22 protein-coding genes, 2 tRNA genes and 2 pseudogenes are annotated in these 23,237 nt (G+C 62.5%); 16 read left to right on the top strand and 10 right to left on the bottom strand.

From position 1 onward, the window contains the following. The first annotated feature begins 235 nt into the window (after positions 1-235). The 9 genes from lepA to nagZ are packed head-to-tail and all read left to right on the top strand — an operon-like array spanning position 236 to position 8,335. On the top strand, positions 236-2,029 hold the full coding sequence (lepA, locus tag RMET_RS12145) for a translation elongation factor 4 (protein ID WP_011517015.1): 1,794 nt from the start codon (positions 236-238) through the stop codon (positions 2,027-2,029). A 45-nt stretch (positions 2,030-2,074) separates the two neighbouring features. Then, positions 2,075-2,974 carry a signal peptidase I gene (gene lepB / locus RMET_RS12140; protein WP_011517014.1) on the top strand — a complete coding sequence of 300 codons (900 nt, stop codon included), beginning with the start codon at positions 2,075-2,077 and terminating at the stop codon, positions 2,972-2,974. A gap of 53 nt (positions 2,975-3,027) precedes the next feature. Further along, positions 3,028-3,420 (top strand): DUF4845 domain-containing protein, encoded by a 393-nt coding sequence (locus RMET_RS12135; protein ID WP_011517013.1) that lies wholly within the window; start codon positions 3,028-3,030, stop codon positions 3,418-3,420. A 4-nt stretch (positions 3,421-3,424) separates the two neighbouring features. Further along, positions 3,425-4,195 (top strand): ribonuclease III, encoded by a 771-nt coding sequence (rnc, locus tag RMET_RS12130; RefSeq protein WP_008644793.1) that lies wholly within the window; start codon positions 3,425-3,427, stop codon positions 4,193-4,195. Then, positions 4,192-5,130, top strand: coding sequence for a GTPase Era (gene era, locus RMET_RS12125; protein WP_011517012.1), 939 nt, complete (start codon positions 4,192-4,194; stop codon positions 5,128-5,130). Before rnc ends, era begins: the two co-directional genes overlap by 4 nt. 5 nt (positions 5,131-5,135) lie before the next feature. Beyond that, positions 5,136-6,032, top strand: coding sequence for a DNA repair protein RecO (gene recO, locus RMET_RS12120; protein WP_011517011.1), 897 nt, complete (start codon positions 5,136-5,138; stop codon positions 6,030-6,032). A 28-nt stretch (positions 6,033-6,060) separates the two neighbouring features. Then, positions 6,061-6,843: a pyridoxine 5'-phosphate synthase gene (gene pdxJ, locus RMET_RS12115; RefSeq protein WP_011517010.1), complete on the top strand. Its 783-nt coding sequence runs from the start codon at positions 6,061-6,063 to the stop codon at positions 6,841-6,843. Further along, positions 6,840-7,271, top strand: coding sequence for a holo-ACP synthase (gene acpS / locus RMET_RS12110; protein ID WP_011517009.1), 432 nt, complete (start codon positions 6,840-6,842; stop codon positions 7,269-7,271). The genes pdxJ and acpS overlap by 4 nt, the downstream gene beginning before the upstream one ends. A 14-nt stretch (positions 7,272-7,285) precedes the next feature. Further along, the gene (nagZ, locus tag RMET_RS12105) at positions 7,286-8,335 is read left to right on the top strand and encodes a beta-N-acetylhexosaminidase (protein WP_011517008.1); all 1,050 of its coding nucleotides are present in this window, start codon (positions 7,286-7,288) and stop codon (positions 8,333-8,335) included. Positions 8,336-8,454: 119 nt separating this feature from the next. Here the strand turns inward: nagZ and efp are convergent, their stop codons facing one another. Continuing rightward, on the bottom strand, positions 8,455-9,015 hold the full coding sequence (gene efp, locus RMET_RS12100) for an elongation factor P (protein WP_008642375.1): 561 nt from the start codon (positions 9,013-9,015) through the stop codon (positions 8,455-8,457). A 129-nt stretch (positions 9,016-9,144) separates the two neighbouring features. Continuing rightward, a complete protein-coding gene (earP, locus tag RMET_RS12095; RefSeq protein WP_011517007.1) occupies positions 9,145-10,296 on the bottom strand; it encodes an elongation factor P maturation arginine rhamnosyltransferase EarP in 1,152 nt (383 codons plus the stop codon). Positions 10,297-10,408: 112 nt separating this feature from the next. Here earP and uvrC point away from each other — a divergent pair, with 112 nt between their 5' ends. From uvrC to RMET_RS12070, 5 genes and pseudogenes are all read left to right on the top strand, one after another. Then, positions 10,409-12,430, top strand: coding sequence for an excinuclease ABC subunit UvrC (gene uvrC, locus RMET_RS12090; RefSeq protein ID WP_011517006.1), 2,022 nt, complete (start codon positions 10,409-10,411; stop codon positions 12,428-12,430). Positions 12,431-12,563: 133 nt separating this feature from the next. Beyond that, complete coding sequence (gene pgsA / locus RMET_RS12085) at positions 12,564-13,163, top strand: CDP-diacylglycerol--glycerol-3-phosphate 3-phosphatidyltransferase (RefSeq protein ID WP_011517005.1); 600 nt, start codon at positions 12,564-12,566, stop codon at positions 13,161-13,163. 180 nt (positions 13,164-13,343) lie between these two features. Further along, a tRNA-Gly gene (locus RMET_RS12080) sits at positions 13,344-13,419 on the top strand. Positions 13,420-13,502: 83 nt separating this feature from the next. After that, positions 13,503-13,578 (top strand) — tRNA-Gly (locus RMET_RS12075). Between the two features lie 228 nt (positions 13,579-13,806). Beyond that, positions 13,807-14,415: pseudogene (locus RMET_RS12070) on the top strand (tyrosine-type recombinase/integrase); the annotation flags it as partial. 187 nt (positions 14,416-14,602) lie between these two features. On the opposite strand, the gene RMET_RS12065 reads toward RMET_RS12070, so the two are convergent. The 4 genes from RMET_RS12065 to RMET_RS32265 all read right to left on the bottom strand — a co-directional run bounded on the left by RMET_RS12065 (position 14,603) and on the right by RMET_RS32265 (position 17,798). Then, positions 14,603-14,818 (bottom strand): hypothetical protein, encoded by a 216-nt coding sequence (locus tag RMET_RS12065; RefSeq protein WP_011229369.1) that lies wholly within the window; start codon positions 14,816-14,818, stop codon positions 14,603-14,605. Between the two features lie 53 nt (positions 14,819-14,871). Further along, positions 14,872-15,705, bottom strand: a complete 834-nt coding sequence (locus RMET_RS12060; protein ID WP_008651548.1) for an ExeA family protein — start codon at positions 15,703-15,705, stop codon at positions 14,872-14,874. After that, positions 15,702-17,141 (bottom strand): IS481 family transposase, encoded by a 1,440-nt coding sequence (locus RMET_RS12055; RefSeq protein ID WP_008651549.1) that lies wholly within the window; start codon positions 17,139-17,141, stop codon positions 15,702-15,704. Before RMET_RS12055 ends, RMET_RS12060 begins: the two co-directional genes overlap by 4 nt. Before the next feature lie 111 nt (positions 17,142-17,252). Further along, positions 17,253-17,798, bottom strand: coding sequence for a transposase (locus RMET_RS32265; protein WP_124682078.1), 546 nt, complete (start codon positions 17,796-17,798; stop codon positions 17,253-17,255). A 136-nt stretch (positions 17,799-17,934) separates the two neighbouring features. On the opposite strand from RMET_RS32265, the pseudogene RMET_RS12045 reads away from it, so the two are divergent. Continuing rightward, a pseudogene (locus RMET_RS12045) lies at positions 17,935-19,260 on the top strand (tyrosine-type recombinase/integrase); the annotation flags it as partial. A gap of 199 nt (positions 19,261-19,459) precedes the next feature. Here the strand turns inward: RMET_RS12045 and RMET_RS12040 are convergent. After that, positions 19,460-20,116, bottom strand: a complete 657-nt coding sequence (locus tag RMET_RS12040; RefSeq protein WP_003149848.1) for a substrate-binding domain-containing protein — start codon at positions 20,114-20,116, stop codon at positions 19,460-19,462. A 119-nt stretch (positions 20,117-20,235) separates the two neighbouring features. On the opposite strand from RMET_RS12040, the gene RMET_RS32260 reads away from it, so the two are divergent. Next, on the top strand, positions 20,236-20,529 hold the full coding sequence (locus tag RMET_RS32260; protein ID WP_003149846.1) for a helix-turn-helix domain-containing protein: 294 nt from the start codon (positions 20,236-20,238) through the stop codon (positions 20,527-20,529). 21 nt (positions 20,530-20,550) lie between these two features. On the opposite strand, the gene RMET_RS12035 is transcribed toward RMET_RS32260, so the two are convergent. Genes RMET_RS12035 through RMET_RS12025 form a run of 3 tightly spaced genes read right to left on the bottom strand, consistent with a single transcriptional unit; the run spans position 20,551 to position 23,210 of the window. Further along, a complete protein-coding gene (locus tag RMET_RS12035) occupies positions 20,551-21,441 on the bottom strand; it encodes a LysR family transcriptional regulator (RefSeq protein WP_004350675.1) in 891 nt (296 codons plus the stop codon). Positions 21,442-21,478: 37 nt separating this feature from the next. After that, a complete protein-coding gene (locus RMET_RS12030) occupies positions 21,479-21,802 on the bottom strand; it encodes a hypothetical protein (protein WP_003149844.1) in 324 nt (107 codons plus the stop codon). Between the two features lie 31 nt (positions 21,803-21,833). Continuing rightward, positions 21,834-23,210 carry a dihydrolipoyl dehydrogenase gene (locus RMET_RS12025; RefSeq protein ID WP_004350672.1) on the bottom strand — a complete coding sequence of 459 codons (1,377 nt, stop codon included), beginning with the start codon at positions 23,208-23,210 and terminating at the stop codon, positions 21,834-21,836. Positions 23,211-23,237: the final 27 nt, after the last annotated feature.

Raw genomic sequence — 23,237 nt, 5'->3', positions numbered from 1 at the left:
TCGAGCCTTCAAACAATCGCGCCGGACAAGTTCCGGCGCGATTGTTTCGTGGTGGGTGCGTCAAACGTCATTTTGGCGCACCGCGCCCCGCGTCGCCCGAGTTCAATTCGCGGACGGAAGTCCTTGAAAATCCGGTAAAATCGCGGATTGGCGCGAGCTCCGTGCGCCCCAACTTTTTTGCTCCCGCGCCCGACAGATCTACCCATGAGCGCGCCGGTGCTTCCCAGAACGTTAGATGGACCACATTCGTAATTTCTCGATCATTGCCCACATCGACCATGGTAAATCCACCTTGGCCGACCGGATCATTCAGCGCTGTGGCGGGCTGTCCGATCGCGAAATGGAAGCGCAGGTGCTCGATTCGATGGATATCGAGAAGGAGCGGGGCATCACGATCAAGGCCCAGACCGCCGCGCTGAGCTACAAGGCGCGCGACGGCCAGGTCTACAACCTGAATCTGATCGATACGCCGGGACACGTCGACTTCAGCTACGAAGTCAGCCGCTCCCTGTCCGCATGCGAAGGCGCGCTGCTAGTGGTTGACGCCTCGCAGGGCGTGGAAGCCCAGACCGTTGCCAATTGCTACACGGCCATCGAACTGGGCGTCGAAGTCGTGCCCGTGCTGAACAAGATCGATCTGCCGCAGGCCGACCCGGCCAATGCGATCCAGGAGATCGAGGACGTGATCGGCATCGACGCACAGGACGCTACACCGTGCTCGGCCAAGACTGGCCAGGGCGTGGAAGACGTGATCGAGGCGCTGATCGCCAAGGTTCCGCCCCCCAAGGGTGACGCCGCCGCGCCTCTACAGGCGCTGATCATCGATTCCTGGTTCGACAACTACGTTGGCGTGGTGATGCTGGTGCGCGTGGTCAACGGCACGCTTCGCCCCAAGGACAAAGTTCTGCTGATGGCCACCGGCGCCCAGCATCTGGTGGAGCAGGTCGGTGTGTTCTCGCCGAAGTCGATCCAGCGAGATGAGCTGACGGCGGGGCAGGTGGGTTTCGTGATTGCGGGCATCAAGGAGCTGAAGGCAGCCAAGGTTGGCGACACGATCACCACTATGACGCGCCGCGCCGAAGCGCCGCTGCCGGGCTTCAAGGAAGTCAAGCCGCAGGTGTTCGCGGGGCTGTACCCTGTGGAATCGAATCAGTACGAGGCCCTGCGCGAATCGCTCGAGAAGCTGCGTCTGAACGATGCATCGCTGCAGTTCGAGCCGGAAGTCTCGCAGGCACTCGGCTTTGGTTTCCGCTGCGGCTTCCTGGGTCTGTTGCACATGGAGATCGTGCAGGAGCGTCTGGAGCGTGAATTCGACATGGACCTGATCACGACCGCGCCGACCGTGGTCTATCAGGTTCAGCAGCGTGATGGCACGGTGTTGACCGTCGAGAACCCGGCCAAGATGCCAGATCCGAGCAAGATCGAAGCCATTCTCGAGCCGATCGTCACGGTCAACCTGTACATGCCGCAGGATTATGTCGGCTCGGTGATGACGCTGTGCACGCAGAAGCGGGGCGCGCAGATCAATATGAGCTATCACGGCAAGCAAGTGCAGCTCACGTACGAGATCCCGATGGCGGAAATCGTGATGGATTTCTTCGATCGCCTGAAGTCGGTATCGCGCGGCTACGCATCGATGGATTACGAGTTCAAGGAATACCGGCAGTCGGATGTGGTGAAGGTGGATATCTTGATCAACAGCGACAAGGTCGATGCCTTGTCCGTGATCGTGCACCGTTCAAACTCGCAGTATCGCGGTCGCGAGGTGGCGGCCAAGATGCGCGAGATCATCCCGCGTCAGATGTACGACGTGGCCATCCAGGCCGCCATCGGCTCGAATATCATCGCGCGCGAGAACGTGAAAGCGCTGCGCAAGAACGTGCTGGCCAAATGCTACGGCGGCGATATCAGCCGGAAGAAGAAGCTGCTGGAAAAGCAGAAAGCAGGCAAGAAGCGGATGAAGCAGGTGGGGACCGTCGAAATTCCGCAGGAGGCCTTCCTGGCGATCCTGCAGGTGGACGACAAGTAAGCGCACCCCAGCGACGACACAACATCGACATCACTTGAAGCCGTTATGAATTTTGCACTGATACTTTTTGTGCTGGTGGTCATCACAGGCATAGCCTGGGTCGCGGACAAGCTGGTGTTCGAGCGACAGCGCCGGAGCGTGGCGCAACTCGCGCTGGCCGAATTCGATGCGCGTCGTAATGACATGCAGTCGATGCAGGGCGGCGCAGACATCGATCGCTCGCGTGCGCGTCTGGCGGAAGAGAAGCTGCGCCAACCGTGGTGGCTGGAATATTCGGCGAGCTTTTTCCCGGTGATCCTGGCGGTGTTCGTGCTGCGCTCGTTCGTGGTGGAGCCGTTCAAGATTCCGTCGGGATCGATGATCCCCACGCTACTGATTGGCGACTTCATCCTGGTCAACAAGTACGACTACGGCATTCGTCTGCCGGTCGTGAACAAGAAGATCATCAGCCTCGGCGAGCCCCAGCGCGGCGATGTCATGGTGTTCCGCTATCCGCGGGACGAGTCGCTCGACTACATCAAGCGCGTGATCGGCGTGCCGGGCGATGTGGTGCAGTACGAAAACAAGAAGCTGACGATCAATGGCAAGCCGGCCGAATACAGCCCGCTGCCGGATTATCTCGACGAAGAACGTCTGGCGTACTCGAAGCATTTTGTCGAGCAGTTGCCGGGCGGACCCCAGCACGGCATCCTGAATGACAATGATCGCCCCGCCTTCGTGGCCGGTGCCGATCCCGATTTTCCGTTCCGCGATAACTGCACTTACAATCAGCAGGGCGTGACGTGTAAAGTGCCGGAAGGTCACTATTTTGTGATGGGTGACAACCGGGATAACAGCCTGGATTCCAGATACTGGGGGTTCGTGCCTGATCAGAATATCGTGGGCAAGGCGTTCCTGATCTGGATGAATCTGGGTAATTTCGGGCGCGTGGGATCGTTCAAGTAACGCTCGTACGGTTTCACGCGGCGCAAGACACTCAAAAAAGAGGGAAGCGCAACATGGGTCAAAAGCGGTTGGGTTCACAGGGGCGGGTTCGTTTCGATGTGATTCATCGGGCGCGCGGGTTCTCGCTGGGATCGTTGCTTGTCGTTTTCATCATTGTGGGGGCGGTCGCCGTACCGGCGTTGAAGGTAATTCCAAGCCTGATCGAGTATTTCTCCATCAAGCGCGCCGTCAACTATGCCAAGGGTACTGGTACCAAACGTAGTGAAGTCGCAGCCAGTTTCGACAAACAGGCCACGATCGATCGCATTTCGTCGATCAAGGGCGAGGATCTGGATATTGAAGAGGACGAAACCGGGCGGATCCGCGCGGTCGGCTTCGAGTACCGGACCGAAGTTCAGATTTATGGTCCGTTGAGTTTTTTGATTACCTACTCGGGAACGCAGTAACGACATGACCCTCGACGCCTTGCAGCAACGTCTCGGCTACCGATTCAGCAAGCCCGAATTGCTGCAGCAGGCGCTCACGCATCGCAGCCATAGCGCCCAGCACAACGAGCGCCTGGAATTCCTGGGCGACTCGGTATTGAACTGCGCCGTGGCCGATATGCTCTTTGGCATGTTTGGCAAGCTCGACGAAGGCGATCTTTCACGGGTGCGGGCCAATCTGGTCAAGCAGCAGGCGCTCTACGAGATCGCCCAGATGCTGCAGCTTTCCGATGCGCTGCGTCTGGGTGAAGGCGAGTTGAAGAGCGGCGGTTTCCGCCGCCCCTCGATTCTTGCCGATGCGCTCGAGGCTATCGTTGGTGCCGTGTTTCTCGATGCGGGGTTCGACGCGGCGCGCGCGTTGATCCGCAAGCTGTATATCCCGATTCTGGAGCAGGTGGACCCGCGCACGCTGGGCAAGGACGCCAAGACGCTGCTCCAGGAGTATCTGCAGGGCCACAAGATTGCCCTGCCGCAATACAACGTCATCGCCACGCACGGTGCGGCGCACAGCCAGCAATTTGAAGTCGAATGCATCGTGCCTAAACTGGAGGTGCGCGTGTTCGGAACCGGCGCGTCGCGTCGCGCCGCCGAACAGGCCGCGGCCAAGCTCGCGCTCGACGAAGTCCAGAAGCTCGTGCCGCAGTTGCTCAAGCGCAGCCGTGCCGAACGTACGGGCAAGACGCGCAAGCAGCCGGTGCCGCCCGATCCCCAGTTGTCTCTCAGGTTGAAGGAATGACCGATTCTCTCCCTCCGCAGCAAGATGCGGCGGAACCCTCAGGTGCCGTGGCATTTCGCTGCGGCACAGTGGCCATCGTTGGCCGTCCGAATGTTGGCAAGTCCACGCTGATGAACGCGCTGGTCGGCCAGAAGATCAGCATCACGTCCCGCAAGGCACAGACCACGCGGCATCGTATCGTCGGTATTCAGACGACCGATGATACCCAGTATGTGTTCGCGGATACACCTGGTTTCCAGACCCGCCACGCCAGCGCGCTGAACCGCTCCCTGAACCGCGCCGTGACGTCGACGCTGTCGTCGGTCGATATCGTGCTATTTGTCGTCGAAGCCGGCTATTTTGGCCCCGATGACGAGAAGGTGCTGTCGCTGCTCCCCAAGAACGTTCCGGTGCTGCTGGTCTGCAACAAGCTCGACCGAATCGGCGAAGGCCGCAGCGAAGTCATGATGCCGTTCCTCGAGCAGATGGGGCAGCGTTTCCCGTTCCGGGAGGTGGTGCCGATGTCGGCCAAGACGCGCGATCATATCCAGCGTCTGCTGGCGATCATCCGGCCGTATCTGCCGGAAGGCGAGCCGATGTACGACGTCGATGCTATGACCGATCGCAGCGAGCGATTCCTGGCGTCCGAGATCATCCGCGAAAAGGTGTTCCGCTGGACCGGCGACGAACTGCCGTACACCAGCACTGTCGTGATCGACAAATTCGAGACCGAAGGGCGCCTGCGCAGGATCTTCGCGACGATCCTGGTCGAACGCGACGCGCACAAGGCGATGATCATCGGCAACAAGGGCGCCAAGCTCAAGCAGATCTCCACCGAGGCACGCCTGGATATGGAGAAGCTGTTTGATGGCAAGGTCTACCTGGAGATGTGGATCAAGGTCAAGAGCGGCTGGGCCGATAACGAAGCCGGACTGCGCGCCTACGGCTACGAGTGAGCAAGATGCCTGACGTGCGCCGCGCTGCCGCGCCGCGTGCGCGCAGTGCCGACCCGATTGCCGAGGAAGCGGCGGAGCTGCTGGGGTCTGGCGCGGTACCTGCCATGAACGCGGCGGTCAGCCCCTCGGTGGCGGCCGGCCGCGAAATGATGGATCGCGCGATGCGTATCGTTCCGGCTCGCTCGGAACTGCGCGTCACCAATGAGGCGGGCTTCGTGCTTCATGCGCATCCTTATCGCGAAACCAGTCTGGTTCTCGATGTCTTCACTCGCGATCACGGTCGCGTGGCCATGGTCGCGAAAGGGGCCAAGCGGCCGCATTCCGCACTGCGCGCGGTGCTGCAGCATTTTCATCCGATCGCCCTGTCCTGGACCGGCCGCGGCGAGGTCAAGACGCTGACCAAGGCGGAGTACGTGGGCGGCATGCTGCCGCTTTCCGGCGACGCGCTGCTTTCCGGCTTCTACCTGAACGAACTGCTGCTGCGCTTCTGTCCGCGCGAGGACGCGCATCCGACCCTGTTCCGCCACTACATGGCGACGCTGACGCGGCTGTCACATGGCGAGCCGGCCAGCTTCGTATTGCGCAGCTTCGAGCGGGTGCTGCTGCAGGAGACGGGGTTTGCGGTAGCGTTCGATCAGTGCCTCAGATCGGGCGAACGCGTGCAGCCGGGGCTCGATTACGTCTACCAGCCTGAGCGCGGGGTGCGGCGCACGCATGCGTCAGATCCGTCGAGCTGGCCCGTGGTGTCGGGACAGACGCTGCTGGATATGGCGCAGGATGATTATTCGCGTGCGCAGACCGTTTCGCAAAGCCGCGCACTGATGCGGTTCCTGCTGCATTATTATTTGCAGGGTGCGCCACTGAAGACGCGCCAGATCCTGATCGATCTGCAGTACCTTTAATATCCCAATTCTCCTGAGAGAAGCCGGCATGATTTTCCACGCGAACCCCGGTGTCATAGACCTCGGGGTCAATATCGACCACGTGGCCACGCTGCGCAACGCGCGCGGCACGGTGTATCCCGATCCGATCCAGGCAGCGCTGCAGGCCGAGGAGGCCGGCGCCGACCTGATCACGCTGCATCTGCGCGAGGACCGTCGCCATATCCGCGACGCCGACGTGCGCGCGCTGCGCCCGAAGTTGGCCACGCGCATGAATCTGGAATGTGCGATCACTTCCGAGATGCTCGACATTGCGTGCGAGATCAAGCCCCAGGACGTCTGCCTGGTGCCCGAGAAGCGCGAGGAAGTTACCACCGAAGGCGGACTCGATGTAGCGGGCCATTTCGAGCAAGTCAGCGCCGCATGCCGGCAACTGGCCGACGCGGGTATCCGTGTATCGCTGTTCATTGATGCTGACCCTGACCAAATTGCCGCCGCTGCCGCGTGCAAGGCGCCGGTAATTGAAATCCATACTGGCCGCTACGCCGATGCGCATACGGCGGAGGAGCAGGCAGCCGAGTTCCGCCGTGTAGCGGCGGGCGTGGAAGCGGGGCAGAAGCATGGTCTGATCGTCAACGCCGGCCACGGCCTGCACTACACCAACGTGCAGCCGATTGCTGCGCTGCCGGGGATCAAGGAGCTCAACATTGGTCACGCGATCGTTGCCCATGCGGTGTTTGCCGGGTGGCAGAACGCCGTGCGCGAGATGAAGGCCATCATGGTGGCGGCGCGCCTCGGTACCCGTTACCCGGTTCCGGGTCAGCCCGCGTGATCTACGGCGTCGGCACCGACATCATCCAGATTGATCGCGTGCGCGGCGTGATGGAGCGCACGCGTGGGCGCTTTGTCGAGAAGATTCTCGGGCCGCGTGAGATGAAGATCTATCTTGCACGCAAGGCGCGCTCGGAAAAGCGCGGCTTGGCATTCCTGTGCACGCGTTTCGCGGCCAAGGAGGCATTCTCGAAGGCCATCGGCCTGGGGATGCGCTGGCCGATGACGTGGCGTGCGATGGAACTGCTGAACCAGCCATCGGGCGAGCCCGCGCCGCATTGCACTGGCGAACTGGCGGAATGGGTGCGGGAACGCGGCCTGACCGTTCGTGTCAGTGTCAGTGACGAACATGAATATGCGGTCGCGTTCGCGATCGCCGAGCGGGGTGGTCAGCTGGCGGCCCCGCAATCCGAACCCGCTTCGAACTGAATTCGATATTCGATATGAACAAGAAAGTCTCCGGCAAGCGGCCGGGCCCGGTAGTGCTCGACGTCGTGGGCAAGGAACTCACCGCCGACGATGCGCGTCGCATTGCCCACCCGTTGACGGGTGGCGTGATCCTGTTTGCGCGCAACTTCGAATCGCGCGCGCAACTGGTGGCGCTGACGCGGGCCATTCGTGAAGTCCGCGACGATGCGCTCATCTGCATCGACCATGAAGGTGGCCGCGTGCAGCGCGCCAAAACCGATGGCTTCACGCACCTGCCGGCGATGTCCCGGCTTGGGGCGCTGTGGGACCGTGACGTGCTGGCTGCCACCAAAGTGGCGATGGCTTGCGGCTACGTGCTGGCGGCCGAACTGCGTGCATGCGACATCGACCTGAGCTTCACCCCGGTGCTAGACCTCGACTATGGCCGCAGTGGTGTCATTGGCGATCGTGCGTTCCATGCCGATCCTCGTGTAGTGACCATGCTGGCCAACCATCTGACGCACGGACTGCTGCTGGCCGGCATGGCCAACTGCGGCAAGCACTTCCCGGGGCATGGCTATGTCGAAGCCGATTCGCATGTGGCCATTCCGGTGGACGAGCGCGGTCTTGATGAAATCCTGTCCCAGGACGCCCGTCCCTATGACTGGATGGGCCCGGCGCTAGCGTCTGTGATGCCTGCCCACGTGATCTACCCGACCGTCGATCCGAGCCCTGCGGGCTTCTCGCGCTACTGGCTGCAGGACATCCTGCGGACCCAGCTTGGTTTTGAGGGCGTGATTTTCAGTGACGACCTCAGCATGGAGGGCGCGAGCGTGGCCGGTACCGTTACCCAGGCCGCACGTGCCGCGCTCGAGGCGGGTTGCGACATGGTGTTGATCTGCAACCATCCGGATCGCGCGGACCAGCTTTTGAATGAACTCGATGTGTCGATCGGCAAGGCCTCGCAGCGGCGCATCCGCAAGCTGTTCGGTCGCCGCAAGCCGCTGGACTGGAACAAGTTGCAGCAAGAAGGCGAATACCGCGCCGCGCTGCGCCTGCTGAAGGAACACGATCTTATCGCTTGAGCGACTCCGGCCGCCGGGTGGTGAATCGACACCACCCAGACATGAATCAGCAGGAATGGATCCGTGGAAAGAAAAAGGGCAGCCGAAGCTGCCCTTTTTTGCGTATGCCCTAAGAGATCTTAGTTGGCGCGGCTGCGGTATTCGCCGGTACGCGTGTCGATTTCGATCTTGTCACCGATGTTGCAGAACAGCGGCACTTGCAGTTCGAAACCGGTGTTGATCTTGGCGCCCTTGAGCACCTTGCCCGACGAGGTGTCGCCCTTGACGGCCGGTTCCGTGTAAATGATCTCGCGAACCAGCGTCGTCGGCATTTCGACCGAGATGGCCTTGTCGTTGTAGAACACCACTTCCACCACCATGCCGTCTTCGAGGTAGTTCAGCGAGTCGCCCATGCTGTCCTTCTCGACTTCGTATTGGTTGTACTCGGTGTCCATGAACACGTACATCGGGTCGGCGAAGTACGAGTACGTGCACTCGCGGCGCTCCAGCACCACGACTTCGAACTTGTCGTCGGCCTTGAAGACGGATTCGCCCGGGGCTTCCGTCAGCAGGTTCTTGTACTTCATCTTGACGACAGCGGCGTTACGACCTGACTTGTTGTACTCGGCCTTCTGAACCACCATCGGGTCGGAACCAATCATGAACACGTTGCCGACGCGGAGTTCCTGTGCGATTTTCATCTGAACTGTTTTCCTGAAAAAAATGGTCCGGGATCGTTGTAGGTGCCCGGAAATCGGTATGGCGAAGGGCGCAGCCGGCGTTTGCTGTTCTTGGGCCTTTGAACTTGGCTCGCCATAAAAATCAACCGGCTATTTTACCCGATTTTCGCAGAAGGCCACGAGATTCGCCGCCAGATCTCCCAAGTGCTGCAACTGCCGCTGCCAGCGGTCCATACCGGAAGTGAGGGCGGGTAATTGTGCCTGTAACGCCGCCCAATCCGGTGCATGGCCGTAGCCATTCCACGCGTGCGTGAAATTCGTCAGCGCGGCGGAAGCCTCGGGCACCACGCCGGAGCGTGAGAACCGGCCGAGCCAGGCGTCGAGCTTCTCGCGGTGCGCGTGGTCATCCTGGGGGTAGATGTGCCAGATCATTGGCTTGGCGGCCCAGTGCGCCCGCACGCATGAATCCTCGCCGCGCACGAAGTTGATGTCGCAGGCCCACAGCAGTTCATCGTAGTGTTCCTGGCGCACGAACGGGATGCATTGCATGGTCAGATTGCCGCGCTGGTGCGATTCACCCGGCTGTAGCGGCGCGCCGAGCCACCCGCCCGCCTGCGTGGCGGCCAATCCTTGTGGCACAAGGCATTGGACCGGCGTCGTGCCGTCGCGCCATTGTTCGAGTAGCGCAGGTAAGGCCGGGTTCGAATAAGCGAACAGGCTCGTCCGCAGGGCGCCTGCGATCGGCTCCACGCCCAAACGGTGCCAAAGCGTGGCTTGCGCGGCCGGGCTGTCCAGGAATGCCGCGCGTGATGCGCCGAGCATGGATTCGCGCAAGAGGCCTCCGGTGCCGTGTGCAAATCCCGGGAAGAAGAAGTACTTGGTCAGTGGCAGCCGGGAGTGGGGCGAGGCCATCGCATGATGTTCGCTCACCCAGGCCTCGGCGCTCAGGTATTCAAGATTGATCCAGACGGGTTTGCGATCGGCCGCGGCCATGGCGGCCTGCAACGGCTCGGGCAGATGGCAGGCAAAGGCCTCGATCACCACGTCGTGTGGCGTGACGGGCTCGAACGGTGCCTCCGGCTTTGGATCCCAGGTGTGCACGTCCACGCCGGCCAGCCGCTGGCGGGTGGCCGTCACATCAATCTCGGGTGCCAGTCGGGAAAAGCTGGTCAGGTCATCGACCCACAGTCGCACCGCATGACCGTGCTCCTGCGCCAGTTGGCGCGCCAGTCGCCAGCAGACGCCGATGTCGCCGAAGTTGTCGATGACGGTGCAAAAGATGTCCCAGGAACGGATTGGCATGACGATGACGGTGCCCGCCTGCGGAAAGTCCGGCGGGAGAATTGCTCTAAACTTGCGATTCTAGAGCGAGCGCCCCACGTTGGCGCGTTACGTCACACACTTTCCGTCCCCGATGCCCGAGCAGGAACCCGTCCCTCCCACCGAGACAACGTCGCCCGAATCCGATACCCCGGAATCGTCCGACGCGCCGGCGTTCGACCCGCGCCCGATCCTGGCGCGTATGCCGGGGTTGCCTGGCGTCTATCGCTACTTCGATGCCGACGGCAACATCCTCTATGTCGGCAAAGCGCGCGACCTGAAGAAGCGGGTCTCGAGCTATTTCAACAAGACGCAGTTGTCGCCGCGCATTGCGATGATGGTGGCCAAGATCGCGCGCATCGACACCACGGTGGTGCGGACCGAGGCGGAAGCGCTGCTGCTTGAGAACAACCTCATCAAGGCCCTGGCGCCGCGTTACAACATTCTGTTTCGCGACGACAAGTCCTATCCATTCCTCAGGCTGACTGGGCACAAGTTCCCGCGCATGGCGTACTACCGTGGCGCCACCGATCGCAAGCACCAGTATTTCGGGCCGTTCCCAAGCGCTCACGCCGTGCGCGAGAGCATGCAGATCTTGCAGAAGGTCTTTCAGTTGCGAACCTGCGAGGATACGGTTTTCAACAATCGCACGCGGCCGTGCCTGCTGCATCAGATCCACCGCTGCACCGGGCCGTGCGTCGGCGCGATCAGCGAGGACGACTACGCGCGCGACGTGTCGAACGCGGCGCGCTTCCTGCAGGGCCGCGAGACCGAGGTGCTTGAGGGTTTGCAATCCAAGATGGAAGCCCATGCGGTGCAGCTGGAGTTCGAGCAGGCTGCGGCGGTTCGGGACCAGATCGCCGCGCTGTCGACCGTGCTCAAGCGGCAGGCCGTGGAGGAAGTCGGCCAGGCGCGCGACATCGACATCCTGGCCGTGGCGGTGCAGGGTGGGCGTGCCTGCGTGAACCTGGCAATGGTGCGCGGTGGTCGTCATCTCGGCGACAAGGCGTACTTCCCGGCCCACGTCGACGAGGCGGCGATGATCGTGGAGGAGGGAGACGAGGCAGACGGTAGCGCGCATGAAGGAGCGGCTGCCGATACGGATCAGTTGCCCATCGACCGCATCGCCGCTCGCGTGCTGTCCGCTTTCATGGTGCAGCACTATCTGGATCAGGCACCGCCGCCCATCGTGGTGGTGAGTCATCGGCCGGCCGATTCCGCCTTGGTCGAGGCGCTGTCGATGCAGGCGGGCCGGAAGATCACGCTGGTGCGCCAGCCTCAGGGTCAGCGCAAGACCTGGCTGGAGATGGCAGCGCAGGGTGCGGGCTTGGCGCTGGCTCGTCGGCTGGCAGAGCAGGGCAGCCAGGAGGCGCGCACGCGCGCGCTGGCCGAAACCATTGGCCTCGACCTGGAGGATCTGGCGACATTGCGCATCGAGTGTTTCGATATCAGTCACACCGCTGGCGAGGCCACGCAGGCATCGTGCGTAGTGTTCCATCATCACGAGATGCAGAACAGCGAGTACCGACGCTACAACATCGCCGATATCACGCCGGGCGATGATTACGCGGCGATGCGCCAGGTGTTGACGCGCCGGTACCAGAAGCTCGTCGAGCAACTGCAGGAGGCGGGTGGCGATCCGGCTGGCGATGGCGGCGACGGTGTGCCCCGCATGCCCCGCGTGGTGCTGATCGACGGTGGCAAGGGGCAGGTCGAGGTCGCGCGGCAGGTGTTCGAAGAACTCGGTCTCGATATCGGCCTGCTGGTTGGCGTGGCCAAGGGCGAGGGACGCAAGGTGGGTCTCGAGACGCTGGTGTTTGCCGACGGCCGGCCGTCGCTGGAACTGGGGCAGGGCAGCGCGGCGCTGATGCTGGTTGCGCAGATCCGCGACGAGGCGCACCGGTTCGCGATCACGGGTATGCGCGCGCGCCGGGCCAAGGCACGCACCACTTCGCGGCTCGAGGAAATCGAAGGCGTGGGGGCGCGCCGCCGGCAGAAGCTTTTGACGCGCTTCGGTGGTTTGCGGGGTGTGATGGCGGCCAGCATCGACGAGCTGGCCAGCGTTGAAGGCATTTCGCGCACCCTGGCCGAGGAGATCTACCGACAGTTGCACTGAGCCTCGCGTGCCCACGAATTGGGCGGTTTTCGGCCCGAAACTACGTGTCGGGTCCGAAATCGGCGACAATCGCGGCAATCGACATCGCAATCCGGCGTTGTCTGCCCGGGAACACACTGCCCTAGCACCGCCCATGCCACTTAACATTCCCATTCTGCTGACCTGGCTTCGCGTGGCCATGATCCCGCTGGTCGTCGGGGTTTATTACCTGCCCGAGGCCTGGCTGCCGATGCACACCAAGAACGTCACCGCGGCATCGTTCTTCGTCATCGCGGCAGTGACGGATTGGCTCGATGGCTTTCTGGCGCGGCGCTGGAATCAGACCTCGGCCTTCGGTGCCTTCCTCGATCCGGTGGCCGACAAGCTTATGGTGACAGCCGCATTGCTGTCGTTGCTGGCGCTGGGGCGGGTGGCCGACCTGATCGCGCTGATCATCATCGGGCGTGAGATCACGATTTCGGCACTGCGCGAATGGATGGCCCAGATCGGCGCTTCGAAGAGCGTAGCGGTAAATTTCCTTGGTAAGCTGAAGACCACCGTGCAGATGATCGCGATCCCGTTGCTGCTGTTCAACGACGCGCTGTTCGGTGTGGACGCATCGCTGCTTGGTGGCTGGATGATCTACCTGGCGGCCGTGCTCACGTTGTGGTCGATGTTCTATTACATGAAGCTCGCCTGGCCGCAGATTCGCGAGCGCAGCGAGGTCATCAGCGGGGCTCGGACACAAAAGTGAGATTTGCTGCAAAAAGTTGTTGACGAGCCGGATCGTCCTTTGCAATAATCTCGTTCTCGCTGCTGACGACGCAAACGAAAGCAGCAAGATAAGCGGTACATAGCGCGAAATGGCAGCATAAAGCTGCGCGTTTAAAAGAAGTTGCGCGATAGTCTGCTTTTCGGTAAGATGCAGGGCCCTGCGGGAGTAGCTCAGTTGGTAGAGCGCAACCTTGCCAAGGTTGAGGTCGCGAGTTCGAGACTCGTCTCCCGCTCCAGGTTAATGGCATCCGGTGACATGACGAAGCATGTGCAAGTCATCGGAATGGCAGCAAAGCTGCCACAGCAGTAAAAGTTGTACGCGGGAGTAGCTCAGTTGGTAGAGCGCAACCTTGCCAAGGTTGAGGTCGCGAGTTCGAGACTCGTCTCCCGCTCCAAGTTTTGATCTACAGACTTCCACTGACGTCTGTAAGTCATTGAAATTAGGGGCTTCGGCCCCTTTTTTCATTCCAGCCAAAGCCACGGAAATCCACCGACAGCCAGCGTTTTTGAGGCCAAAATTGAGGCCAGAGAATGCGGGTGGTGCCGGTTCCGGGTTGTTGCTGGGGTTGGATCGGGATGACCAGCAGCATTGAGCCTAAGTCTCACGACTTAGGAGTTTGATGATGGCACTCTCTGATCTGACCGTGCGGCAAGCCAAGGCCGCCAAGAAAACCTACAGCATCCCCGATACCGATGGCCTCGGCCTGGTGGTCGCCCCCACCGGCGGCAAATCGTGGCACCTGCGCTACTACTGGCTCGGCAAGCAAAAACGCATATCCCTGGGCAACTATCCCGAGATCGGCCTGCGCGAAGCCCGCACCTTGCGCGACGAAGCCAGGGCGCTCCTGGCCCAAGGCATCAACCCCCACACCGACCGCAAGCAGAAACGGCATGCGGTCAAGCTGGCCTCGGACTACACATTCAAGGCAGTCTTCGATGCTTGGGTCGAGCACCGCGCCAAGGAACTCAAGGAAGGCCGGAACAGCACACTGTCGCAGATCAAGCGGATCTTCGAGAAAGACGTGCTGCCCAGCCTCAAGCAGATGTCGATCTATGACATTCGCAGGCCGCAACTCCTGGGCGTCCTGGCGCGGATCGAGAAGCGCGAGGCCTTCACCACTGCCGAAAAGGTCCGGACCTGGCTGGGGCAGCTATTCCGCTATGCGCTCGTCATCGTCGAGGGCATGGAGGCCAATCCGGCCACGGACCTGGACGTAGTGGCCGAGCCCAAGTGTGCGTGAGCACGAGATTCGATGGATGCGCGAGCACGGTAATTGATGGTCGGCTGCGGCACCGTCCATCACCAATGTTGCGTGCCGTCGGGCAACGCTGATGGACGTGGCGATCTATCGCGGTGGACCGGATGCGGAGCAGCGGCACTGATGTAACAAGGGGCCCGGCGGGCCCCTTGTTACTGGATCAGAAGTCGTTATCTGCGAGATCGCCAAGGCCATCAGGATGCTCCTGCCGATCTTCGGCCAGCCACTGGGCCAAGGCCAATTGATAGTGAGCATGCAGACGGTCGCGCAGATCGTCGAGCAATTCGATCACAGCCCAGGCCTGCGCGGGCGTCCAGTTGGCATCAATGAGCAGGGGCAGCCCCTGGGCGATGCCGGATGGCTGGTGGAAGGTCATGGTGATGTCGTCGTTGTGTTGATGGACGTGGCGGCGATGGCCAACGGCGCCACTCACCGCCTGGCGCGGCGGTTCAGGGTTGCGCTGTAGGTTTCCAGATAGAGCTTCTCGTCGATCTGCGGTAGCTCCCGCTGCGCGGCCTGGGCCAGAAGCTCGCCCGCCAGGTTCATCAGGATGCGGTAATTGCCGGCGGCGTGCTCACACAGGGTCTGGCGCAATGGCATGGTCATCAGGGTGGCGTTGCCGGCGGCGGCCAGCAAGTGGTCCAGGCAGGCCTGCAGCTCGTCGATGCTCGCACTCTCCAGCGCCAGACGGCAGCGGATGCGGCTGCCCAGCGGGATCAGGTCCTCGCGGCTGAACTTCTCCGGCAGGCGAGCGTCGCCGGCAAGCACCACGCACAGCAGCAATTGCGAGTCGAAGCGTGCCTGTGCGAGCAGGCGCAGTTCCGAGAGGGCTGGCACCGCCATCTCCTGGGCTTCATCGATGAGCAGCACGCAGCGGCGGCGGCTGGCCTCCATGTGGGTGAGCCAGCGCTCGCGCAGCGCCTTGAAGCCGCCCCAGCGATTGTGGGGCTTGAGCGGTACGGTAAAGATGTCGCTGAGCTCGCGATAGAAGTCCGCCAGATTGCTCTGTGGGTGAGCGATCGAGCCGACCATCAGATCGGGGACGCGCATGAGGCGCTGATGGAGCAGGCGCAGCGTGACGCTCTTGCCGCAACCGGGGTCGCCATGCACCATGGCGAAGCCGCCTTCGCGGGCCATACCGTTCTCAATGCGCCAGCAGAAGTGATCGAGCTTGGGTGGCACGAACACGGCCTCGACGGGGATGTCCTGGGCGAAGGGGTTGAACTTCAGACCGTACAAGGCCAGCAGGTTGGGTTGATTCATAGCTTGGTGGGTGCGGGTGGGAGATAGGCCGGCGGCAGGCCGGTGGCGGCGTGTTCGGCGAGCAACTGACGCAGCAGCGGCGCAGTGCCAGCCTGCGCGGGTTCCTCGTTAGCAGGCGAGGCACCCTTGGCCGTGAGATGCGCGCGCCGTGCGTCGGCATTGGCAGACTTGTCCAGCGGGAACACGGCGGCCAGGATCGCGCCGATGCGCGCATCGATCAGGTCGACTTGGGAGAGATCCCAGCGCGCGTAGCTCAGGCAGACTTGCTCGAGGTGGCGGTAAGCGCCGGGGATCTCGAAGCGCACGCCGTCCAACGTGAAGGTGCCGTCGGTTCTGCGCTGGCGGCGATGCTGGCGGATACGGAAGGCCCGGCGCAAGGCCAGCGCCTCGGGACTGGGGCGCGAGACGTCGGCACAGGACAGGTAGCGCTGCAGAGGCGTCGCCTCGAGTTCGGCGTGTTCCTTGTGGTGGTATTCCTGCTCGACCCAGGCCTGCGTGGCGAGGTTCAATTGCTCCAGGGTGAGGTGCGACTCACCTTCGAGCATGGCCATCAGCCGGGACTCGAGCTGTCCCCAGAAGCGTTCCTGCTTGGCATTCTGGTATGGGCTGTAGGGCAAGGTAGTCTGGTGCAGGATGCCCAGACTGGCCAGCCCCTCGACGAACTCGTCGGCCATCATGGCTGCGCCGTTATCGGTCATGATGGCCCGCGGCAGCCCTCGCTTCATGATCGCCTGCGAGACGCCGTGCACCAGCGAGGCAGTGGTCTCGTCGAGGAACCACTGCAGGTGGCAGACCAGCCGCGAATGGTCGTCCATAATGCAGAGCAGCAGCGGCTTGTGCCACTGCCCATCGGGGGTGAGCACCTTGCGCGAACCATGGTGGAAGTCCAGGTGCCAGAGCGCGGCCACGTGGTCGACCTCGTAGCTACGCACCTCGCGTGCCTCGCGGCGAGCCGCAGCAGCGATGGCCCCATCCGTGCTCGAGCGCGGGGTTGGCTTGCGCACCAGACCCTGCGCCTTCAGATACCGGCACACCGTGGTGTAGGACGGCAGCGTGTCCGGGCCATCCTTGGTCGCGACGCGCAGGTTGTCGTAATGCAACTGCATGGTCCAGCCGGGGTGCTGACGGTACTGCTCGACCAGCGCTTCGATGATGGCTGGGCTCAGACTGACGAAGTGGCCGCAATCGTCGCGCAGTCGGTTCTTGAGTTGATCGACCGGATCCTGGACGTGACGGGCCCGGTAATACCAGCGTTCGATGGAAGACGCGCCGAACTGAACGTCGGCGCCGGTGATGGGGTGCCGCCAGACCTTGGCGGCCAGTGCCTGGAACGCTTGCTGCAATTCTCCTTTGGCAGGCGGCGAAGCCAGCAAAGGGCCAATGACCGAGAAGCGCAAGCGCGCCCATCGGTTGCGATGATCAATCGATAGTGACATGACTCTCCGTTGGGGGGATAACGGGAGCAGGCTACGGGCAGTGCGGGTGACCCGCCATCGACATGTTCTGCGGGAGATTCCCCTATCTGGCGCATCCCTCAGCCAGCGTGGTCAGGCCGGGCCCAGCAGCAGAAGCAACACCGCGGCCAGACGCTCGTCTTCGCTGTCGTGCTCGACCGATTGCAGCAGGCAGTCGGGATAGATGAACGGCTCGGGCGTTGGCGGGATGAGGCCACGCAGCCACCGACCGACGGGGGTCTTGGGGAAGGTCTCGGTCCACCACTGACGCCAGCGCTTGAGCGTGGCCCAACTGATCGCCGGCAGGCCGTCCAGGCAGGCGCCAGTGGCACGGCTCGATCGCAGTACCAGGACAATGGCCAGCCAGACACGCCGGCCGAGAAAGCGCACCGAATCGGGCGTCATGCGTTTGCGGCATCCGGCACAGCACAGGCTCAGGCGCGTATTGCAGTCCGGGTGTGCTGCCGGTGGGCATCCGCGCGGCTTACGCGGATAGTTGGCACTGTGCAGCACAGAGCCGCAATGGCAGCAGCCCCTGTCTCGCGCCACCTTCATCAAGTCTTCGTCGATCCGGCGCAACAGGGCAAAAAACGCTGGCGTTTGTAGCAAGGCATGGCACACTGCTGAGGTCTCCTTCATTGCTCGACACAATAAAGGCGACATCTTCCCTCAGGCGCGTGCATGCACGCTCCCTGAGGGAACCCCTCCAGCGTCCATCACCGTTCTTGCTCAAATCCCCACGCTTTCGGCATCACGAAAGCTGCTTATGCACACCAAGCCCGCGGTGACCCATAACCCCTACCTGCACCTGCCCGAGCTTCCCGAGTTCCTCCAGAAGCTCAGGCTCTACAACCCGCGCGGCTGGCAAACCCAGCTCGGTATCCGCCTGCTGTTCTTGACCGGCGTGCGCACCGGCGAACTGCGGCTGGCGACCCCGGATCAGTTCGACCTCGACCGTGGGCTTTGGATCATCCCCCCGCAGATCGTCAAGCAGCTTCAGGACGAGATGCGCAAAGCGGGGAAGCGGCCGCAGGACGTACCGCCCTACATCGTGCCGCTGTCCCTTCAGGCCATCGAGATCGTGCGCTACCTCCTGGGGGTGATGCGGCCCGCCCAGCGCCACCTGCTGACGCACCGCAGCGAACTCAAGAAGCGCATCAGCGAGAACACGCTCAACGCCGCCTTGAAGCGGATGGGCTACGAGGACAAACTGACCGGCCACGGTATTCGTGGAACCATCTCGACGGCACTCAACGAGATCGGCTATCCCAAGATTTGGGTGGACGCGCAGCTTTCGCATTCCGACCCAAACAAGGTGAGTTCGGCCTACAACCACGCCAAGTACGTGGAACCGCGCCGCCGGATGATGCAGGACTGGGCCGACCGCCTCGACTTGCTCGAACAGGGCCAAGTCGAAGCGGCCAGCGCGCACCTCACTATCCACATCGAGGGCGTACCGGCCATGGCGGAGGAGGACAAGCCCGACGCCATCGTTGCAGCTTCCTCTGCGCCTCCCGTTCCGCCGGTGGTGGCCACCCCCATCGTCGTGACGCCGAACGAAGGGGGCATCACCTTCCAACGGTTGTCGCAGGTGCCGCCATCCCCGACTCATGCGCCAGAACCCGAGGTGTCGGCCATCCAGCGCGAGCGCGAGGAAATGCTGGCCATCTACGAATCGCCGAGCAGTCTGCCGGTGCCCCTGTTCGGCAAGTTGGCTGGAAAGTCCAAGGACCAGATCAACCGCGAGTTGAAGGCGGGCAAGCTGCTCTCCATCAGCCTGGGCAACCGGGGGCAGCGAGTTCCCGATTGGCAACTGGTGCCGCTCAAACACAAGCTGGCCCAGGTGCTCATGCGCCAGTACCCCCAGGCGGATTCATGGGAGCTTTACCGCATGCTGACCCAGCCACATCCCGACCTGGGTGACCGCGCGGCCATCGACATCGTGACGCCAAGCAATCTGGGCATGGTGGTACAGATCATCGCAGGCAGCGAGCCACATGCGAATGCTCCCGAGGTCGTACCGCCGCGGCCTATCTCCGAAGAGGTGCGCCAGAGTGTTCGCCGGCTGATGGAGAGCGCTGTCGCCTTGGACGGCGCATAGGGTTACAGCCCTCGCGGGGGCCTTACGGCCCCCGCGCTACATCTGCACCGCCTGCATGAGTTCGCTCAGCACGCTGTGCGGGAGCGAAGGACACGGCGCCGGTATGCGCCGTCGAGAAATCGAGCAGACGATCATGCATGTCCAGCAGATCGCCGGACGCCTGGCGTCTGCACATCAGGGAACGCTCAGCGCGGGCGCGCTATCGGGTATTCGATTGGACTGCACTATCCTTGGCTACCTGCATCGCTCTGCGCTCGAACCGCTCAGAAACCGCGTTAGTTCGTCCTTTGAGGCGCTGCAGATGAGTCACGACCTCGTAGGGCCCCTCGGCCAGCGGCCGGGCGGTGATCCCCCATGCATCAGCGCGCTCGATGCGCGATTGCGCGGTGATCCCGACACCATAGCCAGCGCCGACCCATAGCGCCAACATGTCGAACGAGGTCACATGCTGGACGCTCTGCCGGCTTAAAGACGGGAGGGATGACAGCCGCTGATCCAGTAGTGAGCAGCTTTCTGCCGGCCAGCGAAACACGGGGTAGTCCAAAAGTTCGGCGATCGTAAGCTTTGTCTGGGCGAGCAAGGGGGACCACAATGGCATGGCAACAGCGATGTTCTCGATCCACAAGGGTTGGCTTTTCAGAGACGGAGCGCTTACGGCCCGAAGCGACATTCCTGCGTCGTAACGACCTTCATCAATGCCCGTCACCAGGTCGTCACTTGATGTCTCAAAGAACGCGATAGTGATTTCCGGCTCTTCCGCGCGTTGCAGGGCGAGAAGCGAGGAGAAGCATGAGGATGGCACCCCAGGTGCTATCGCAAGCCTGAGATGGGGAAACTGGCTGGTGGCATCATGCATGCGAGCCCCCAAAAAGTGTTCTGGCCGAGTAGGTGAACTTGCATCGTGGTCAAGAGTGAAGTTTAACGCCGTTATCTTTAACGTGGTTAATTTTGGCAGATTGTTTGACGCTTCTGCTAATGCAGAAATCAACCATTCAGCCAGGCCGTCCTTCTGGCACAACAACGTATGAATCCGCAGCGGCGACAGCTTTCGGACAGGCCGTGCGCGCTGCGCGCGTCGCACAAGGAGTCGCGCAAGACGAGTTCGCATCTCGGGCAGGCATTTCGCGCTCGCACATGGGCAAGATCGAGCGTGGAGAGCACGTGCCCACGCTGCCCCTCATACTGAAAATTTCAGTAGCACTTGGGATAAGCGCGGCTGAATTGATGGCGGCCACCGAGCGCAATCTTCGTGCCGAAACCGATCTTTGAGGGTGTCTGCCAGCGGGGCCTTCAGCCGCTCGCAGAGTCACGTAGGCGAACGATGAACCGCTCCAGCGAAGCCGACAAATCACTGCTGTCGGCCCGCAGCAAGTAAGTCGTGATGACGGCTGAATCGATGGCCAGGGGACGGATCACCACGTCCGGGCGTTGGCAAACCGGAATCTTGCTCGCCGCGAGAAAGCCGATACCGTAACCAGCACCGACCAAGGTGAGCATCATGTCCAGCGAGGACACCTCCTCGACGACGTTCAACTTGTGCTCAAGCACCTGCAGCAGTCGTGTCAGTTCCCGGCAGTAGCCCTCGCACGCATGGGGATCGCACAAGACCAGTGGATGGATCCCGACTTCTTGGAGCGGGACCTTTTTGTGGGCGAGCAGTGCGTGCCGTGCCGGCACGGCAATGACCAATGGATCTCGCCAGATGGGCTCAGCCCGTATGTCGTCGCCGACGTCGGCCGTATGCGCGAATCCGATCATGAAATCCCCGGACCGCAGGCCGCGCAACTGCTCGGCCAGCGGAACCTCGGACAGCCGTATCTCGATCTCCGGCTCCTCCGCGCGGCACCGGGCCAGAAATGCCGACAGGCGAGCATCGATTGCCCCGTCGGAAATCGCGATGCGCAGACTGCCTCGCAAACCTGCTGCCACGGCCTGGGCGTTTTCGCGTGCCTGTTCGAGCACGGTGAACAATCTGCGGATATCTTGAAGAAAGACAACACCCGCCGACGTCAGCACGGTTCCACGGCGGTTCCGGTCGAACAGCACGACCCCTAGCTCGTCCTCCAGTTCTTTGATGGCACGGGACAAGGGGGGCTGTTCGATGTGCAGGCGCTCGGCGGCGCGCGTGAAATGCAACTCTTCAGCCAGGGCCATGAAATAGCGCAGATGTCGTAATTCCATGGTCTCAGCCCCCCCATGCCGAACCGGCAGTCGCGTGCTACGCCCGTATGTAGATCCATCCCGCTTGCTGCATGCGCGCCATCTCGATAACAGCAGGCCCGTCCAGTACTTCGAGCGGCTCTCTGTTGTCCCTGCCGATCCGCGAAAGTGTGTTCGGGCATACCCAGGTGAGCGCGTCGAGGTCGGAAGGTGCCGTGTCCAGGGCGGCGGCGACGGCTTGCGCGTTCGCAACGATGCGCACATCGGCATCGGGCGCCGCGCGCTTGAGATTGGTTGCATTGCTTCGCGCACGCTCAAAGGCTTCTGCCGTCGGTGCGTGGAGGATCACTTTCAATGTGGGGCGCTGGGTGTCTTGGGTCATGGTCGGTCGGTGGTGCAGTCAGAAGGGTTGTTCACGGGCGCATCTGCTGGGATGCGGATTTCAAGGCGCTTTGCAGCATCTCCTCGATGGAGGGGTGGTAGTACGGCATGGCCAGCAGATCGTTGACGGTCTGCTTCGCCTGGATCGCCCAAGCGATCAGGTGCGCCAGGTGCTCGCCTTGCGTCAGGAGCATGCTGGCACCGAGCAAGGCGCCTGAGCCGGGGTCGGCATAGATGTGCAGCAGGTTTTCCGGAGCACCAAGAATCTTGGAGCGCCCGTTGCCGCTGCCTTCCGCGGTGCCGACGACCGCGCCTTCCTGCACCGCCGCCTCGTAGGTCATGCCGACTGCGCACGCATCCGGGTCGGTGAACAGGATCGTGATCGGCACGCGCCGGGATGCGCCCGGCCAACTTTCGCCGCGCAAGCTCGCCAGTGCGGCTTGCGCTGCCATCTGACCCTCGTCCGCGGCCTCGTGCATCAGAGGGCGATCCGGCTGCACATCGCCTGCGAAGAAAATCGGCACCTGGGACGGCCCGCAGGCCTGCATGGTCGCGGGGTCGATGCTCGGTCGGCCAGCCTGATCCAAGGAGATGCCGGCCGCGGCGAGATCGAGCGCCTCGGTATTGGGTTGTCGTCCCGTCACGACGAGAAGCCGATCCACGAGCGCGTCGCGCTCGCCGGCGCGCATGCGCACCTGGTCGCCTTCAAGGCTGACTTCGACGGCGGCGCCCAACCACATCGGCAACTCGGTCTCGAACCTGGCGATCGCCCGCTCCAGGACATCGGGGTCCTGGATGCCGCCGATGGCGTCTTTCTGGTCTGCCGCGACCACCTGCACATCCAAGCGAGACAGGGCCAGGCCGAGTTCCAGCCCGATGGCGCCCAGTCCCAGGATTCCCATCCGTGCGGGCAGGACGCCCAGGTCGAACAGGGTATCGGTGGTCAGGATGCGGGAGGCAACGCCGTCGAGCGCTTTGGGGACCACCGGGCGAGAGCCCGTCGCCACGATGAAGGCGCTGGCCTCGATCCGTTGTTCACCTGCCTGCAAGATGCCCGGCGCGACGAAGCGCGCTTCGGCCATGATCAGGCTCTCGCCAGCCGCCTTGCGCGTGCGCTCCGCGGCGGCGCCGGCCAGCGCATCCCTGGTCTGGCGGGCGTGGGACCATAAGGCCTGCGGCCCTTGGGTCGATGGCGTGGCGCTCGCTGCCAGTGCCTTGGCGACCTTCCAGTGCATGCCGGCATGCAGGGCCGCCTTCGAGGGCATGCATCCGACGCGCGCGCAGGTCGTCCCCAATGGCCCCCGATCGATCAGAACCACCTGTTTGCCTGTCGCTTTCAGCGCATGGAATGCGGTGCTGCCAGCGGTTCCCGCGCCAATGATGGCGACATCTACTTTCCTTGTCTGCATTGAATTTTCCCGTCCACAATCAATTAA

This window comes from Cupriavidus metallidurans CH34 (genome assembly GCF_000196015.1).
Lineage (GTDB): Bacteria > Pseudomonadota > Gammaproteobacteria > Burkholderiales > Burkholderiaceae > Cupriavidus > Cupriavidus metallidurans.
Note: the sequence above shows the minus strand (reverse complement) of the source record. Positions and strands in the feature narration are given on the sequence as shown.